This window comes from Ruminococcus bovis (assembly GCF_005601135.1).
GTDB classification, from domain to species: Bacteria; Bacillota; Clostridia; order Oscillospirales; family Acutalibacteraceae; genus Ruminococcoides; species Ruminococcoides bovis.
Genome location: NZ_CP039381.1, coordinates 1,301,157 through 1,317,459 on the forward strand (window position 1 = coordinate 1,301,157; position 16,303 = coordinate 1,317,459).

The 16,303-nt window shown below is 34.6% G+C and carries 19 protein-coding genes; 12 read left to right on the plus strand and 7 right to left on the minus strand.

Annotated elements, in window-relative coordinates; translation table 11 throughout:
* Positions 1-4: 4 nt before the first annotated feature.
* Both E5Z56_RS06100 and E5Z56_RS06105 read left to right on the plus strand, forming a co-directional pair.
* Positions 5-184: a DUF6472 family protein gene (locus E5Z56_RS06100; RefSeq protein WP_022505078.1), complete on the plus strand. Its 180-nt coding sequence runs from the start codon at positions 5-7 to the stop codon at positions 182-184.
* 48 nt (positions 185-232) lie between these two features.
* Positions 233-1,018 (plus strand): hypothetical protein, encoded by a 786-nt coding sequence (locus E5Z56_RS06105; RefSeq protein WP_138157035.1) that lies wholly within the window; start codon positions 233-235, stop codon positions 1,016-1,018.
* Positions 1,019-1,078: 60 nt separating this feature from the next.
* Here the strand turns inward: E5Z56_RS06105 and E5Z56_RS06110 are convergent, their stop codons facing one another.
* From E5Z56_RS06110 to E5Z56_RS06130, 6 genes are all read right to left on the minus strand, one after another.
* Entirely contained in the window at positions 1,079-3,433 is a 2,355-nt protein-coding gene (locus E5Z56_RS06110) for an endonuclease MutS2 (protein WP_138157036.1), read from the minus strand.
* Position 3,434: 1 nt separating this feature from the next.
* Positions 3,435-4,187 (minus strand): DNA repair protein RecO, encoded by a 753-nt coding sequence (recO, locus tag E5Z56_RS06115; RefSeq protein WP_138157037.1) that lies wholly within the window; start codon positions 4,185-4,187, stop codon positions 3,435-3,437.
* Positions 4,138-4,302 (minus strand): hypothetical protein, encoded by a 165-nt coding sequence (locus E5Z56_RS11685; protein ID WP_175405395.1) that lies wholly within the window; start codon positions 4,300-4,302, stop codon positions 4,138-4,140. Before E5Z56_RS11685 ends, recO begins: the two co-directional genes overlap by 50 nt.
* 60 nt (positions 4,303-4,362) lie before the next feature.
* On the minus strand, positions 4,363-5,274 hold the full coding sequence (era, locus tag E5Z56_RS06120; protein WP_022505083.1) for a GTPase Era: 912 nt from the start codon (positions 5,272-5,274) through the stop codon (positions 4,363-4,365).
* A 138-nt stretch (positions 5,275-5,412) separates the two neighbouring features.
* Positions 5,413-5,919 (minus strand): rRNA maturation RNase YbeY, encoded by a 507-nt coding sequence (gene ybeY / locus E5Z56_RS06125; RefSeq protein ID WP_138157038.1) that lies wholly within the window; start codon positions 5,917-5,919, stop codon positions 5,413-5,415.
* The gene (locus tag E5Z56_RS06130; protein ID WP_138157957.1) at positions 5,906-6,877 is read right to left on the minus strand and encodes a PhoH family protein; all 972 of its coding nucleotides are present in this window, start codon (positions 6,875-6,877) and stop codon (positions 5,906-5,908) included. Before E5Z56_RS06130 ends, ybeY begins: the two co-directional genes overlap by 14 nt.
* 336 nt (positions 6,878-7,213) lie before the next feature.
* Here E5Z56_RS06130 and ylxM point away from each other — a divergent pair, with 336 nt between their 5' ends.
* Genes ylxM through E5Z56_RS06150 form a run of 4 tightly spaced genes read left to right on the plus strand, consistent with a single transcriptional unit; the run spans position 7,214 to position 9,533 of the window.
* Positions 7,214-7,579, plus strand: coding sequence for a YlxM family DNA-binding protein (gene ylxM / locus E5Z56_RS06135; protein ID WP_138157039.1), 366 nt, complete (start codon positions 7,214-7,216; stop codon positions 7,577-7,579).
* 12 nt (positions 7,580-7,591) lie between these two features.
* A complete protein-coding gene (gene ffh, locus E5Z56_RS06140; protein WP_022505087.1) occupies positions 7,592-8,998 on the plus strand; it encodes a signal recognition particle protein in 1,407 nt (468 codons plus the stop codon).
* 59 nt (positions 8,999-9,057) lie between these two features.
* Positions 9,058-9,300, plus strand: a complete 243-nt coding sequence (gene rpsP, locus E5Z56_RS06145; RefSeq protein ID WP_138157040.1) for a 30S ribosomal protein S16 — start codon at positions 9,058-9,060, stop codon at positions 9,298-9,300.
* A complete protein-coding gene (locus E5Z56_RS06150; RefSeq protein ID WP_138157041.1) occupies positions 9,300-9,533 on the plus strand; it encodes a KH domain-containing protein in 234 nt (77 codons plus the stop codon). The genes rpsP and E5Z56_RS06150 overlap by 1 nt, the downstream gene beginning before the upstream one ends.
* Positions 9,534-9,637: 104 nt before the next feature.
* Here E5Z56_RS06150 and E5Z56_RS06155 read toward each other — a convergent pair whose 3' ends face one another.
* The gene (locus E5Z56_RS06155) at positions 9,638-11,332 is read right to left on the minus strand and encodes a glycosyltransferase family 39 protein (RefSeq protein WP_138157042.1); all 1,695 of its coding nucleotides are present in this window, start codon (positions 11,330-11,332) and stop codon (positions 9,638-9,640) included.
* 187 nt (positions 11,333-11,519) lie between these two features.
* On the opposite strand from E5Z56_RS06155, the gene rimM reads away from it, so the two are divergent.
* From rimM to coaD, 6 genes are all read left to right on the plus strand, one after another.
* On the plus strand, positions 11,520-12,032 hold the full coding sequence (gene rimM / locus E5Z56_RS06160; protein ID WP_138157043.1) for a ribosome maturation factor RimM: 513 nt from the start codon (positions 11,520-11,522) through the stop codon (positions 12,030-12,032).
* Positions 12,022-12,759 carry a tRNA (guanosine(37)-N1)-methyltransferase TrmD gene (trmD, locus tag E5Z56_RS06165; protein ID WP_138157044.1) on the plus strand — a complete coding sequence of 246 codons (738 nt, stop codon included), beginning with the start codon at positions 12,022-12,024 and terminating at the stop codon, positions 12,757-12,759. The genes rimM and trmD overlap by 11 nt, the downstream gene beginning before the upstream one ends.
* A 269-nt stretch (positions 12,760-13,028) precedes the next feature.
* Positions 13,029-13,295 (plus strand): HPr family phosphocarrier protein, encoded by a 267-nt coding sequence (locus tag E5Z56_RS06170; protein ID WP_138157045.1) that lies wholly within the window; start codon positions 13,029-13,031, stop codon positions 13,293-13,295.
* Positions 13,296-13,361: 66 nt separating this feature from the next.
* Entirely contained in the window at positions 13,362-15,194 is a 1,833-nt protein-coding gene (uvrC, locus tag E5Z56_RS06175) for an excinuclease ABC subunit UvrC (RefSeq protein WP_232842407.1), read from the plus strand.
* A 40-nt stretch (positions 15,195-15,234) separates the two neighbouring features.
* Complete coding sequence (rsmD, locus tag E5Z56_RS06180; protein WP_138157046.1) at positions 15,235-15,783, plus strand: 16S rRNA (guanine(966)-N(2))-methyltransferase RsmD; 549 nt, start codon at positions 15,235-15,237, stop codon at positions 15,781-15,783.
* Positions 15,784-15,813: 30 nt separating this feature from the next.
* Complete coding sequence (coaD, locus tag E5Z56_RS06185; RefSeq protein WP_138157047.1) at positions 15,814-16,302, plus strand: pantetheine-phosphate adenylyltransferase; 489 nt, start codon at positions 15,814-15,816, stop codon at positions 16,300-16,302.
* The last annotated feature ends 1 nt before the right edge of the window (position 16,303 follow it).

Consider the following 16,303-nt stretch of genomic DNA (forward strand, 5'->3'; position numbering starts at 1 on the left):
TATTATGGCAAGTTCAAATTGTGATTATTGTAGTCATTATGTGTATGATGATGAGTTTGACTACTACACTTGTGATGTAAACTTAGATGAAGATGAGGCAGTTAAGTTTATGCAAGGTAGCTTTGATGATTGTTCATTCTATGACCCATATGATGAATACAAAATCGTTAGAAAACAGAATTAATTAGTCAATGCACCCTATTTTTAGGGTGCATTTTAGTAAAGGTGAATTATGTTATTTAGACAGATAAGAGCTATCAAAAATTCAAGCCCTATAAAAATTATTTTTGCCACAATATCAGCAGTAGGTGGATTTTTTCTGGCAAGTAGAATTATTAAATTACTGGAAAATATAATGCCGGTTGATAGTGATGAAAATGGTGTAATATGTGTTACTTTAGGCAAAATATTGGATATAGGTTTTGTTATATTTTTTATTGAGATAGCACTGATTATTTTTGTGTTGCTATATTTAATCAAGTGGGTTATAGAGGCATATACAGAGAAAAAGGACACTACTACTGCACAAGAACAGTTAGAAACAGAAAAAATTCTTAAAGAATTAGAAGATGATGAGTCAGGTTGGACAGATAAACAAGCCATTACTTTTGTTATTGTTGCAATAGCTGTATTCCTAGTTGCAAATTGTGTCTTAAGTCTTTTTATGTTTAGAAATGAAGTGGTTTATAAGAATGACAAAATTATTGAATATAGCATAACTGATTGGAAAGGCACTACCATAAATTATAGTGATGCTAAGAAGTATTATGTTAGTGATGATGACCGTGGAAATGCAATGATTACTATTGAAATGAAAAACGGTGAAGAATATGGAATAGGTGGTAACACCCAAACTATGGCTAATGAAAAGTATGATAATGATAGTTATGGTGAACTGGTAAAGCTTGATGAGGTGTTACATAGCTATAATATTCGCAAGGTTGTTGATTGTACAAAAGATGATTTTGATTATTATGAAAAAGATAAAAGTGATTTAGATATACTATTGAAAAAGTAAAAATAGGCAGTTAGTTTTGAACTAACTGCCTTTTTGCTTTTGTAGTATTAAATTTATAGACTATTTAATTTCACAGATTGTAACACCGGCATCACCCTCACCAAAATTACCAAGTCTAAATGACTTAATATTTTTGTGGGTACGCAAGTATTTTTGAATTTCTGCACGAAGTACACCTGTGCCTTTACCATGGATAATGGTTAGCTGATTAATGTTCATTAGAACTGCATTGTCAATAGCAGCATCAACATCCATAATTGCCTCCATAGCAGTTTCACCACGAACATCAACCTCTGTTGTAGGGTTCATATCCATTTTGCTAGGCATATTTCTCTTTCTTGAAGTCTGTACAGTAACCTTTGGCTTTTCTTTGTTTAGTCGTAGGTTAGATAATTTAACCTTAGTCTTGATGATACCGGCCTGAACATAAGCAGTACCGTCTTTTTCGTTAATACTTAGAATTTCTGCATCCTTGTCAATGTCAAAGATAAGTACAGAGTCACCAACCTTAAATGGTCTTGGTGGTGTGTACTTTTCATTTTTCTTTTCCTTGATTGGGTCAGCAGTATTCTCCATTTTGTCAATGCTTTTGCGAAGTTTTGCTTTTTCTTCAGCAGACATTTTTTGCTTTTTCTCAAGGTTTTCAAGTCTGTCAAGAATACTTTGTGCTTGTGCCTTTGTACGACTGCTGATTCTTTCAGCCTCTTGATGAGCTTTTTCGATTTCTCTTTCAGCCTCACGCTTAGCTTTCTCAATAATACTGTTTGCCTTTTCTCTTTGACGACCTGCAAGTGCCTTTGTGTCGTTAGCTTCTTTTAGTCGCTTTTCAAGTGTTTGTCTGCGTTTTTCAAGCTGTTCAATAGTATCTTCAAATCTTCTGCTTTCGCTACTTACAAGGTGTTGTGCATTGTCAATAATATCATCGGAAAGACCTAGCCTTTTGCTGATTGCAAAGGCATTACTTTTGCCGGGAATACCGATTAAAAGTTTGTATGTAGGTCTTAATGTTTGTACATCAAATTCACAACAACCGTTTTCTACACCTTCGGTAGTAATGGCAAATTCCTTTAACTCTGCATAGTGAGTTGTACATTGAATTTTAGCACCTTTTTCTTTTAACTTCTGCAAAATTGCAACTGCAAGTGCTGCACCTTCAACCGGGTCAGTACCTGCACCAAGTTCATCAATCAGTACAAGTGAAAATCTTGATGCTTGTTTTAGAATATCAATGGTATTTGTCATATGAGCAGAGAATGTTGAAAGGTTCTGTTCAATGCTTTGTTCGTCACCAATATCAACAAGGATTTTCTTAAATACAGAGATTTCACTTTCGTCACCACAAGGAATCATAAGACCTGACATTGCCATAAGGGTTAGTAGTCCTGTAGTCTTTAGTGATACAGTTTTACCACCTGTGTTAGGACCTGTAATAACTAGTAGTGTGTAGTCTTTACCTAAAGTAATATCAACTGGTACAACCTTTTCTTTGTCGATTAGTGGGTGTCTTGCTTTCTTTAGATTAATGTAACCTTTGTCATTTACAATAGGTGTAACTGCCTTCATAGTGTAAGCTAAGTTACCTTTTGCAAAGATAACATTAAGGTCAATTAAGTTTTGATAACTGCCGATAATACTGTCTGCACAGTTACCTGCCATTGAAGAAAGTTCAAGTAAAATTCTGTCAATTTCTTCTTTTTCTTTGTTTCGTAACATACGAATATCGTTGTTAGCCTGAACAACACCCATAGGTTCAATAAATACTGTTTGACCACTACCTGATGTATCATGTACAAGTCCGGGAATACTGCCTCTGCATTCTGCTCTTACCGGTACAACAAATCTACCGTCACGCTGAGTGATAACCTTGTCCTGTAGGAACTTTGAGTAGTTGGAACTTCTAACAATCTTGTCAAGAACTTCTCTTGCCTTTGATGATGCAGTACGGATTTTCCTACGAATATCAGATAGAGTAGGGGATGCTTTGTCGGAAATTTCATCCTCTGCAATAATTGCATCATTGATTTTTTCTTCAAGAAACTTATTTGGCATTAGGTTGTTAAAGTATTTATCAAGTGAACTTGCTCTGTCATCACTTGCATTACGCCATTGTCTTAGTGAGCGAATAACTCGTAAATTTTCCCCAATGCGAAGTAACTCTAGGGTAGTTAGTCCTGAACCGGCTTGTGCTCTCCTTAACTGATTTGCACAGTTAGTAGGTGAACCAAAGCTAGGTGTGCCAAATTTACCGATAAGCACATAGGCATCATCAGTTTCTTTTAGTAATTTTTCTGTTTCTTCTTTTGTGAAAACAGGTTTTAGTGTAAGTGCCTGTTCTCTTGCATCGGCAAATGAACATTCTTTGCCAAGCATTTCTAATATTTTATCAAATTCAAGTGCTTTAAAATGTTTATTCATATTATCTCATTGCCTTATAAAAATCTAGTGTTTTGTAATGTCGTTCCGTTTGACGGATTACATATTCTTCTGTTGCTCTGTTTAAGGTGTCAAGTCCGGTTTCATTAAGTGAAAAGGAAAATAGCTTTTTGTCATCAGCATAAATAGTGTGTCTGAGAGCCTTGGTAATACCTCTATCCATTGTAATGGAAAAAGGTAAACTGTCGCTACTTGCACAGTGGGAACAAATCAGCGAACCTGTTTGTGGTAGGAAGAAAAAAGTTTCTCTGTCATATTCGCCACAAATACTGCACATAGTAAGGTCAGGCATATATCCACAAATAGAAAGTAACCTCATCTCAAAACAACTTTTGATTAGGGTAGGGGGCTTTTTGTTTTCTGACAATAAATATAGGGAATTTAGTGTTAAGGATAGAACCTCTTTATTTTTCTCACCATCAACAAGTATATTCATTAGTAACTCAGAAAAGTATTGTGCTAAGCACATATTTGCTATATCTTTCCTAAGACCAAAGAATTGTTCCTTTGACTTTGCCTCACTGATAACATATGTATCTCGACCTTTGCTTTCTATTAAGCAAAGTCGAGAATAGGTAAATAGCTGAGTACCGGCACAATTTTGACTTTTTATATTTTTTGCACCTTTAGCAAAGCCTTTGATTATGCCTTTATCTACAGTAAGGGCAGTTACTAGCTTATCTCTTTCACCGATATTCTGTTCTCTCAGTATTAGCCCCTCTGTCAGAGTTTTCATTGTTGTTTTCTAGCTCCTTACCTGTATTTTTAGCTTGTTGTATAGATAGATAGGTTAGGTAATCGTTAACTGCACCACTTTGTAAAAAGTAATTCCATGCATCTGTTTCATTCATATTTATCACCCCTAATAGTATTTTACCTAGGGATAAATATATTGTCAGAAAATTATGGGATTACTGAAAATCATTACTATCAAATCCAAAGCTACGCATTAGATTTTCTTTGTTTCTCCAGTCCTCTTTTACCTTAATCCATGTTTTTAGGTTAACCTTGCAACCAAAGAAGTTTTCCATATCTTGTCTTGCATATGTGGAAATCTTTTTAAGCATTGCACCTTTTTTTCCGATTAAGATACCTTTGTGAGTATCTCTTTCGCAATAAATTGTTGCGTCAATATCCATAAGATTTTTGTCATCACGCATTTTCATTCTTTCAATAACTACTGCTGTGCCGTGAGGAATTTCTTTTTCTGTCAGTCTTAGAATTTTCTCTCTAATCATTTCAGCAGCAAGAACCTTTTCAGGTTGGTCTGTTAGTGTATCATCAGGGAAGAAGTGACCACCTTCTGAAGTGAATTTCTTTAGTTCTTCCTTTAGTTCATCAAGTTTTGAGCCTGTTTCTGCTGATACAGGAACAATAGCATCAAAGTCCATTTCCTTTGAATACTTAATGATTTGTTCCAATATAACTTCCTTATCGTTTATAGTATCGGTTTTGTTAATTGCCAATACACAAGGTAAATCAAGTTTCTTAACCTTTTCAATTAGCATCTTTTCGTTTTCTCTAATTTCCTGACCTGCCTCTGTTACAAGTAAACAAGCATCTACACCGGCAACAGACTCGTTAATTGAACGAACCATATAGTCCCCAAGAGAATTTTTAGGTTTGTGCATACCCGGTGTATCTAGGAAAACAAGCTGGTCCTTGCCTTCTGTTAATACACCCATAATTCTTGTTCTTGTAGTTTGTGGCTTTGAAGAAACAATAGCCACTTTCTGACCAAGTAATTTATTTAGAATTGAGCTTTTGCCTACATTAGGTCTGCCAATAATTGCAATAAAGGCTGATTTATCGTTAAAGTTCATATTTGTACTCCTTAATTTTCTGTATCTATTATAATTGAAACAGTAGTTTTATGCAATAATAATCCTTACACAAAAACACGCCACAAGATTGACAGCAGTCTTATCTGTGTGGCGTGAAATATTCTATGATGGATATGATTATTCGTTATCAGGAATGTAGCTGATACTTGCAGGAAGACCAAGCTGTTCCATAACTAATTCTTCTTTTTCTCTCATATGTACTCTTTCAAGTGGTTCCATATGGTCATAACCGAGAAGATGAAGCACACTGTGAGCAGTTAAGTAACCAACTTCTCTCTGAAGTGAGTGACCGTATGTTTCAGCTTGGCTAAGAGCCTTTTCCATAGAAATTACAACATCACCTAAGATATATGCACCGGTTTCAGGGTTCTTGTCCCACACACCGTTTTCACCCATAGGGAAAGATAGTACATCTGTTTCAATATCTTTGTTTCTGTACTGTGCATTAAGTTCCTTGATACCTGCATTGTCAACGAAAGTTACACTAACTTCAGCAGGACCTTGGAAGTTTTCCATTCTCAAAACTGCATTGCAAGTTCTTCTTACTAACATTCTTAGGCCAGTAGGAATTTTTACAGTCTTTTGCTTGTTGGTGATGATTACTCTGATTTTATTTTCTGTCATTTTTCCTTCTCTCCTCAGTCTTAGCATATGCTTTAATAATATCTTGTACAAGGTGATGTCTTACAACATCCTTCTCGCTAAATGAAATGTGTTGTATATCCTTAATATCCTTTAGTACACGAATACAATCCTTCAAACCACTCTTTACTCCACCGGGTAGGTCAATCTGTGTTATGTCACCGGTAATAACCATTTTTGAGTTAAAACCAAGTCGAGTAAGGAACATTTTCATCTGTTCCCTAGAAGTATTCTGTGCTTCATCAAGGATAATAAAGCTATCGTCAAGAGTTCTACCTCTCATATAAGCTAAAGGTGCAACTTCAATGTTACCTCTTTCAACATATTTGTTGTAGGTTTCTGCACCCAGCATATCAAATAGTGCATCGTATAGTGGCCTTAAATATGGGTCAACCTTACTCTGTAAGTCACCGGGTAAGAATCCCAACTTTTCACCGGCCTCTACAGCAGGTCTTGTTAGAATAATTCTGTTAACTTGCTTTGCTCTAAAGGCAGTAACTGCCATTGCAACTGCAAGATAAGTTTTACCTGTACCGGCAGGACCGACACCAATTGTAATAGTGTTCTTTGCGATACTTTGACAGTATCTTTTCTGACCTAAGGTCTTAGGCTTAACAGGCTTACCTTTGCTTGTAATACATACACAGTCGGTGGAAAGTTCTTGTATCTTTTCCTCACTGCCTTCGTTTACAAGGCTCATACAGTATCTAATGTTTTGTTCACTAAGGGCTTCACCCTTGTTGATAAAGGAAAGTAAGCTATCAATAACTTTTACTGCTTTGCTTACACTTTCTGCTTCACCTGAAATTTTTAATTCACTATCTCGACCAATTACATGAACATTGTACTCGTTTTCAATCATTTTGATGTTTTCATCAAAGCTACCGAAAAGAGCAACTGCGTGTTCCATTCTGTCGATGCTGATTATTTGTTCCAAAATAATCCCCCATTTGTTTGATACTAATAAATTATAACACATTTTTTAGTACATATCACCAAAAATTTTTTAGAAATTTTAATTTTGTGATTTTCACTAACAAAAATATATTTTGTAGTTTTTCTGTTGTTTTATTTTGCTATATAATATGTTTACTTATTCATATATAGGTGATAATTAAGTGAATATAAACAAGATGTAAACTTTATATAAATAATATAGTAAAGGTGTTTTTAATAAAATTTAATTAAAGTAAGAAAACTATTGACTTTAGTATGGCTTTATTATATAATAACTATGCTGTAAAGAAAAAAACTTTACAGTTGAAAGGTGAGTCAAATGGAAAAGAACATAGAGAATTCTCTTTTGCTTGACTTTTACGGTGAGCTTTTGACCGATAAGGTTAGATACGCAACTGAGATGTACTATAATGATGACCTCTCACTTTCGGAGATTGCTGATGATATGGGAATTACTCGTCAAGGAGTAAGGGACTTAATTAAGAGAGCCGAAGGTAACCTCCAAACTTTTGAAGAAAAATTAGGATTACACAAGCGTTTTGTTGAAACTCAAGAAGGACTTTCTAAACTGAAAAAGTCACTTGAAGAAACAAAATGTGTTTTAGATAAAGAAGATAAAAGTTCGGTTATTGCTAAGGTCGATGAAATGACTTTGGTTGTAAATGAACTGCTAAATCAAGAATAGGAGGTAAGTCCTGTGGCATTTGAAGGTCTTTCTGATAAGCTAAGTAATGCTTTTAAAAAGTTAAAAAATAAAGGTAAACTTACTGAAAGTGATGTTAAAGAAGCTATGCGTGAAGTGCGATTGGCACTTCTAGAGGCTGATGTAAACTTTAAAGTTGCTAAGAACTTTACTAACAAAGTTACTGAGAGAGCTATCGGTCAGGATGTTATGGAAAGCCTAACTCCTGCACAGATGGTTGTTAAAATAGTAAATGAAGAACTGACTGCACTGATGGGTGGAGAAGAAGAAAAGATTAAATTCGCATCTAAGCCACCAACAGTAATTATGATGTGTGGTCTTCAGGGTAGTGGTAAAACTACTCATACTGCTAAACTTGCAAAAATGCTAAAATCACAGGGTAGAAGACCTTTGCTTGTAGCTTGTGATATTTACAGACCTGCTGCTATTGACCAGTTAAAGGTTGTTGGTGCAAAGGCAGGAGCTCCTGTATTTGAAATGGGCAAGAAGAACCCTGTAAAAATTGCAAAAGAAGCTATTAAACATGCTAAAGACTACGGTAATGATGTAGTTATCCTTGATACTGCCGGTCGTCTTCACATTGATGAAGAACTTATGGAAGAACTAAAGAATATTAAGAAGGAAGTTAATCCTGATGAAATTCTTTTGGTTATTGACTCAATGACAGGTCAGGACGCAGTTAATGTTGCTAAGTCATTTAATGACTTGCTTGAAATCACAGGTGTTATCTTAACTAAGTTAGACGGTGATACTCGTGGTGGTGCAGCACTTTCTGTTAAGGAAGTTACAGGCAAACCAATTAAGTTCTGTGGTACAGGTGAAAAGCTTGAGGATCTAGAAGTTTTCCACCCTGACAGAATGGCAAGCCGTATTCTTGGTATGGGCGATGTGCTTACTCTTATTGAAGATGTAGAGGCAAAGCTTGATGAAAAGAAAGCTGAAGCAGTTGCCAAGAAAATGATGGAAAACAAGATGGACTTTAACGATTTGCTACAACAGTTTGAGCAGATTAAGAAGATGGGTCCTATTAAGGGCATTTTGGGTAAGATTCCGGGACTTGGAAAACAACTTGAAAATGCCGATATTGATGATAGACAAATTGACTGGTGTGAGGCTATTATTTACTCAATGACACCGGCCGAAAGAGAAAAGCCAAGCCTAATTAATGCCAGTAGAAAGAAGAGAATTGCTGCCGGTTCAGGTAGAAAGGTTGAAGAAGTTAACAGACTTCTAAAGCAACTTGAACAAATGCAGAAAATGATGAAACAGTTTACCGGTAAAGGCAAGAAAGGCAAACGCAGAGCCATGATGAAAGGTATGCCAAACTTAAATGAACTTGGTGACCTAGGCAATATGGGTGGAAACGGAATGCCACCAATGGGTGGAGGTTTTCCATTCTAACAAATAGTTATTATCCAATTAATTTTGGTGATATAGATACTTAATATGGAGGTGAAAATATAATGGTAAAGATTAGACTAAGAAGAATGGGTGCTAAGAAGTCTCCTTTCTACAGAATCGTAGTTGCTGACTCAAGATATCCTAGAGATGGTCGTTTCATCGAAGAAATCGGCACATACAATCCTCTAACAAATCCTTCAACAGTTAATGTTGATGCTGATGCAGTTAAGACTTGGATTGCAAAGGGTGCACAGCCTACAGATACAGTTAAGGCATTGTTAAAGAAGGAGGGTATTCTATAATGACAGAATTACTCACAATCATTGCCAAAGGTCTTGTTGAAGAACCTGACAAGGTTTCTGTAACTCAGGACGAAAAGGACGCTGAAGGCGTTACTGTATATCATATTCATGTTGCTGAAAGTGATATGGGTAGAATTATCGGTAAGCAAGGCAGAATTGCTAAGGCTATCCGTACAGTAGCTCGTTCTGCAGCTATCCGTAATAACGAAAGAATCTCAGTTGAAATCGACTGATATTCCAAAAATAACCCCCAATATGGGGGATATTTTTATGCAGAAAAAGAACTGACCCAAGTAGTTTTACTTGAGTCAGTTTTTGCTTTTGTTAATTTAGTTTATTAAGATTGTCTTGTTTTACTGTCAATCTTAAAGATTACTTTCTTGAATTTGTCACCAAGAGTTTCTTTTTCACTGTTACTGTTAAAATTCTTTGGCTTAACAAGTAAATATAAACCGTATGATGAGAACATAATCATTACAATAAAGTATGTAAGTACATATTGGCTCTTACCTTCAAACAATGTGTGGTAAATAAAACCACCGGCAAGACCTGTCAAAATCATAATTGTTTCTGCTGAACATCTCTTTTTGATTAATCCTGCAACACCGATTGCAAATAGAATAAATGTAATCATCTGGAAGAAATCAAAGTAGTCATATAGGAACTTATTTATCTTGCCATTGTAAATACTGTATAGTGTTGTATTTTCTTTAACTTCACCAAAGTAATGACCCTTAACTTGACTTACCCATAAACTTTCGTATGATGGTTCATTCCATTGTGAAAGAATTTTCTTGCTAAAGAAATTGTTTCTGTAGTGAGAGTCTTGCTTAAATTTATTTAGTCTTTCTTTTATATCTGTCTTAGCCCATGTGTCAGCTTGTTTATTGTCTAAGTTAGCATTTAAGAACTTTGACTTTGCCATATCATTGTACCAACCCGGAGCCATAGCAGATTCGTTTAAACCGGCATCTAAGTAAAGAATTTGGTCAACACCTTTACCAAAGTCAACACCACTTCTCTTTTCATAGCTCATAATAACCAGGTTAAATGAACCAACAGAAATCAAAACTACAAATGCAATAGAAACAAAGTGTAACCACTTTTTATTCTTAATAATGTAAATTAGAAGTGCAATACAAATAGCTACCAGCCAAATCATATTGTTGTACTTTGCTACAACTGAAAGTGCCATCAATAGTGATGCAGGTAGTAGGTTTAAGTAGTTGCGTTTTTCTTCACTTTGCATAAATCTGATTACAAAGTAACAAGCCCACATTGCTGATGCAATACCGATAATATTACCGTAAACAAATGTTGTAAATAAAATACCTTGAATACAACCGGCTAACATAAATACTGTAATAAATGTAACTGACTTACTCTTAAACAGTCTTTTGCTGATTGCTACAATAGCAATGTAAAGAGCAGTTAAAGCCAGTACATTAAATACTTGCATTGGCATTGAAGTTGTTGTACCGAAAATTCTGTAAACAATTTCACTTATGAATACAAAACCAAGTTGGAATGGATAAATCTTGTAGTAACTAACATTGTTATAGAAAGTATCATTACTTGCCTGGAATGATTGATAGTTACCTTTCGCTGCTTCCATAGCAGTTTGAGTAACTGTGCCTGAGTCAGCAGCAGGAACACTCTGTGCCATAAATATCCATATAAATCCAAGTGTTACGGTGTAAACCGAAAGTCCAACTACTAATGCTAAATCGGAAACTTTCTTGAAAACATTGGCGTATCTGCTTAGTGCAAAAACTAACAAGAAAAATCCACCAAGTAAAAAGAAGTTCATTACCAGGTCATCATAGTTAAACTGAATAACTTCTCCACCAAAGTTAGCACTGTCAAATTCACTGGTTTGTAATACCGACATTATTGCCACATAACCAAAGAAAATAAAGCAAAGAATTGTGATACCATATGAGCATATAGTCTCAAAAAGATTTTGCTTTTTTAGGTTAGGGGCAACTACTTTTTCCTTTTTATTAGAAGGAAGTTTTTTTGAATTGTCCATAATAAAAAATCCTTTTCTTTTTTCTACTTATAAATTATATCTAAAATATAACATAAATTCAAGTGAATATTGAATGTAGTTGTGATTTGTGTTAAAATATCCTAAAAGTATGGGTATTATTTATATATTATATAAAGTTAATTGAAAAAAAGATAATAAGAATACTTAAAATAATAGGAGAGATACTATGATTAAGGAATATCTTGAAGTAGGTAAAATTGTAGGCACTCACGGTATTAAGGGTGAGTGTAGAGTAGAATTGTGGTGTGATGGTGGTGACTTTTTTAGTTGCTTTACAACACTTTATCTTGATAAAGACGGCAAGGAAAGTATTTCTGTAAAAAGCAGACCTCATAAAAATATTGCACTAATGAAAATTAAAGGCATTGATAATATTGATGATGCAATTCCTCTTGTCGGTAAAGTTCTGTATATTAACAGAGATGATTGTCCACTTCCTGAAGATGTGTATTTTGTACAAGATATTATCGGTTGTGAAGTTAGAGATATAAATGACGGTACTGTATATGGTAAAGTAACAGATGTACTTTATACCGGTGCAAACGATGTTTATGAAATTAAAGCAAGTGACGGCAAAACTTACTTAATGCCTAAGATTGATGAGATTGTTAAGGAAATTAATGTTTATGAGGAGTATATTCTCATTGAGCCTATGAAAGGACTATTTGATGAGGATTGATTTGATAACATTGTTTCCGGAAATGTGTGAAACAGTTTTAAACGAAAGTATTTTAGGTAGAGCTCAAAAGAAAGGTGTAATTGAAATCAACACTCATCAACTTAGGGACTTTGCTTTTGATAAACACAAGAGAGTTGATGATACACCTTATGGTGGTGGCAAAGGTATGCTGATGAAAGCAGAACCTATTGCTTTATGCTTTGAGAACATTTGTGAACAAGTTGGTGAAAAACCTTACTTTGTGTATATGTCACCACAAGGCAAAACTTTAAATCAGCAAAAGTTAATTGATATTTCAAGCCATAAAAATGTTTGTGTATTGTGTGGTCACTATGAAGGTGTTGACCAAAGAGTACTTGATGAATATGTAGATGAAGAAATTTCTATCGGTGACTATGTATTAACCGGTGGTGAATTACCTGCACTTGTATTTATTGATGCACTTTCCAGAATGACAGAGGGTGTGCTTTCCGATACAGTTTGTTTTACTGATGAAAGCCACTATAATGGACTTCTTGAATGTCCACAATATACAAAGCCACAGGTGTGGAGAGATAGAGAAGTTCCACCTGTACTATATAGTGGTCATCATGCTAATGTGGATAAATGGCAGAAGGAACATTCCCTAATTAACACATATAATAAGCGACCTGACTTGTTAGAAAAGAAAGAATTATCAAAAGAAGATAAGGAATTTTTGGAAAATTATATAAACTCACTAAAGTAGTTTTGTAATATTGGTTATAACTAAATTAAATTCTTGTGATGTAATAACAAAAATGTGTTGTTGTTTTCGTCGGATTGCACAAGAAACAGATTTTTATTTTCTTTTCAAATGTGTAGTGAAACAAATTTAAAAAATAAGGTTGATTTAGTTGTTTTCTAGGGTTATAATACACTTATTGAATGTGAAAATTTGCTTATGATGTTTGGATTTTATAAGCAAAATTTGATAAATTTTAGGTTTTTATTCACTGACAAGAGAGGGATTTAGGCATGTATGTAAAGGAAGTTTTAGTTCAGAACAAAGCAGGACTAAGAGGTAGACCTGCAACATTTTTTATTCAGAAGGCTAACGAATATAAGTCAACTGTATGGGTAGAAAAGGATGAAAGAAGAATAAGTGGTAAGAGTCTTCTTGGTGTTTTATCCCTAGGTGTTGTTGGTGGTACAACAATTAAGATTATTGCAGATGGTCCTGATGAAAAGGATGCAACAGAAGGTATTGTTGCTCTTGTAGAATCAGGTTTTACTGGTATGTAATTTTTGACTTTCATTATGGGTGGTTAGTTTTTAACCACCCTTATTTTTTTATTGTGAGGTGATATTGTGAATATAAAAGAATTAAGAAAAAAGGCAATGGCTTTACCGTTATTACCCGGTGTATATATAATGAGAGACAGCAGTCACAATATCATTTATATCGGTAAAGCAAAGGCTCTTAAGAACAGAGTCAGTCAGTACTTTGGTAGCCAAAATAACCATCAAGAAAAAGTCCGTAGAATGGTTAGTAATGTTTATGACTTTGACTATATTATTACCGACAGTGAGTTTGAGGCTCTTATCCTTGAATGTTCATTGATTAAGCAAAATGCACCTAAGTACAATATTCTTTTGAAGGATGATAAGGGCTATAGCTATATTAAAGTCAGTAGTGATAAGTGGCGAAGAATCTCTTATGCTTTGCAACAGGATGACCCAAAGGCAACATATATCGGACCTTATAAAAGTTCCTATTATGTTAAGAATGCTATTGATGAGGCAATCAAAATTTTTCAGCTTCCTACTTGCAACAAGAAGTTTCCTGAGGATTTTAGGAAAACAAGACCTTGCCTAAATTATCACATTAAGCAATGTTGTGCACCATGTAGAGGAAAAATGTCATTGGCAGAATACAATGAGCATATTGACTCAGCGTTAGAATTTTTAAAAGGTGGTACAACAGAGTCTATTGCAAAAATGACAGAAGAAATGAACAAAGCCTCAGAAAATCTAGACTTTGAATTAGCTGCAAAAATTCGTGACAGAATAGCCTCAGTTAAGAAAATGAATGATAAGCAAAAGGTAGTTGATATTAAGGTTGATGAACAAGATGTAATTGCTTATATTACTGATGGTGACAAAGGTACATTTGAAGTTTTTAGATTTAAAGACGGTAGACTTTTTGACAGAGAACATTTTATGGTTGATAACGGTGAGAATGAAGAAGAATTAATGGCTGAGTTTATCACCCGTTATTACACAATCCGAGATGATGTTCCGAAACAGTTAACATTAGACAGAGAAATTGAGGACAGTAAACTACTTACTAAGTGGCTTAGTGAAAAGAAAGGTTCGGCAGTTCATATTGTTGTACCCAAAATCGGTGACCAAAAGCACCTTGTAGATATGTGCAAGAAAAATGCAATTGAAAGACTTGCCCAAACTAAAGGCAGTACTACCGGTGAATATGGTGTGCTGGAAGAGTTTAAGGAAGTTTTAGGACTTGATAAAATTCCTGAATATATTGAATCATACGATAACAGTAACCTTAGTGGCAGTGAAAATGTTTGTGGTATGATAGTTTATGAAAATGGCAAGAAAAATAAAAAGGCATACAAAAAGTTCAAGATAAAAGGATTTGAAGGTCAAGATGACTATGCAAGTATGGCAGAAGTTATTGACAGAAGACTTGATGAATATGAAAAAGCAGAAGAGCCTGTTGGATTTGGCAGAAAGCCTGATTTAATCTTGCTTGATGGTGGTAAAGGTCAGGTAAATGCAGTTTTGCCTATACTAAAGAAGCATAACATTGATATACCTACTTTTGGTATGGTTAAGGATGACAGTCACCGTACAAGGGCTATTGTTTCCGATAAAGGCGAAATTGCAATTAGCAGAAAGAGAAAACTGTTTACCTTTATCAGCAAAATGCAAGATGAAGTCCATAGATTTGCTATTGGTTATCAGCGTCAAAGAAGAAGTATGAATACCTTTAAAAGTTCATTAACGGATATTCCGGGAGTAGGTACTGAAAGAGCAAAAGCACTCCTAAAGCATTTTAGAACAATTAAAAATATCAGCGAGGCTGATTATGAAGAATTACTTAATGCACCTAAAATGAACAAGGTTTCTGCTGATAGTGTTTATAATTATTTTCATAATGAAAATAATAGTAATTGAGTTTTTCTTTTATATATGTTAGAATTACGGTGGTGATATTATGAGAGTTATTACAGGAATAGCAAAAGGTACAAGACTGAGAACTCTGGAGGGTAATGATGTAAGACCTACTACAGACAGAGTAAAGGAAGGTATCTTTTCTGCTTTACAATTTGGAATAGAAGGTAGAACTTTTCTTGATTTGTTTGCCGGTAGTGGACAAATGGGAATAGAAGCTATCTCAAGAGGTGCAAAGAAAGCTGTGTTTGTTGACAGTAGCAAAAAGTCTTTGCAAGTAGTAAATGAGAATATTGAAAAATGTAAATTTCAAGATAAATCAAAGGTCGTTAACGGCTCAGCAGTAAGTTTCTTAAAGATGAATAAGGAGAAGTTTGATATTGCTTTTCTTGACCCACCATATAGACAAGGACTACTTGAAGAAGTACTGCCTTTGGTATTTGAAAATATGAAAGAAACCGGTGTTGTACTATGTGAACATCCTGTTGATGAAAAAATTATTGAAAAATATTCTAATTTTAGCCTTGACAGAGAATATCGCTATGGTAAAATAAAGGTAAGCAGTTTTTGTTACAAAGAAAATATTGAGTAGTTCGTACTAAACTTGGAAAGAGGAAAAAGAATGGATAAAATAGCAATTTGTCCGGGTAGCTTTGATCCGGTAACCCTTGGACATATTGATATTATAGAAAGAGCATCCAAGATGTTCAACAAAGTTATTGTTGCCGTTATGGTTAATCCAAATAAACAACCAAGTTTTTCTATTAACGAACGAATTGATTTGTTAAAGGAAGCGACAACACATATCAGCAATTTGGAGATTGTATCTTTTAATGGTCTTTTGGCAAGTTATGCAAAGGAAAGATCAGCAGTTGCAGTTGTTAAGGGGTTAAGAGCTGTATCTGACTTTGAATATGAATTTCAAATGGCTTTAACAAACAAAAAACTCAATCCCGATTTGGAAACTATCTTCCTAACTACCAGTGCAAAGTATATGTACTTAAGCTCTAGTATGGTTAAGCAGGTAGCATCCTTCGGTGGGGACATTAGTGATTTTGTTCCGGCTTGTTTGTATGACAAAATATACAGTAGATTAAAAGGAGTTAATTAAG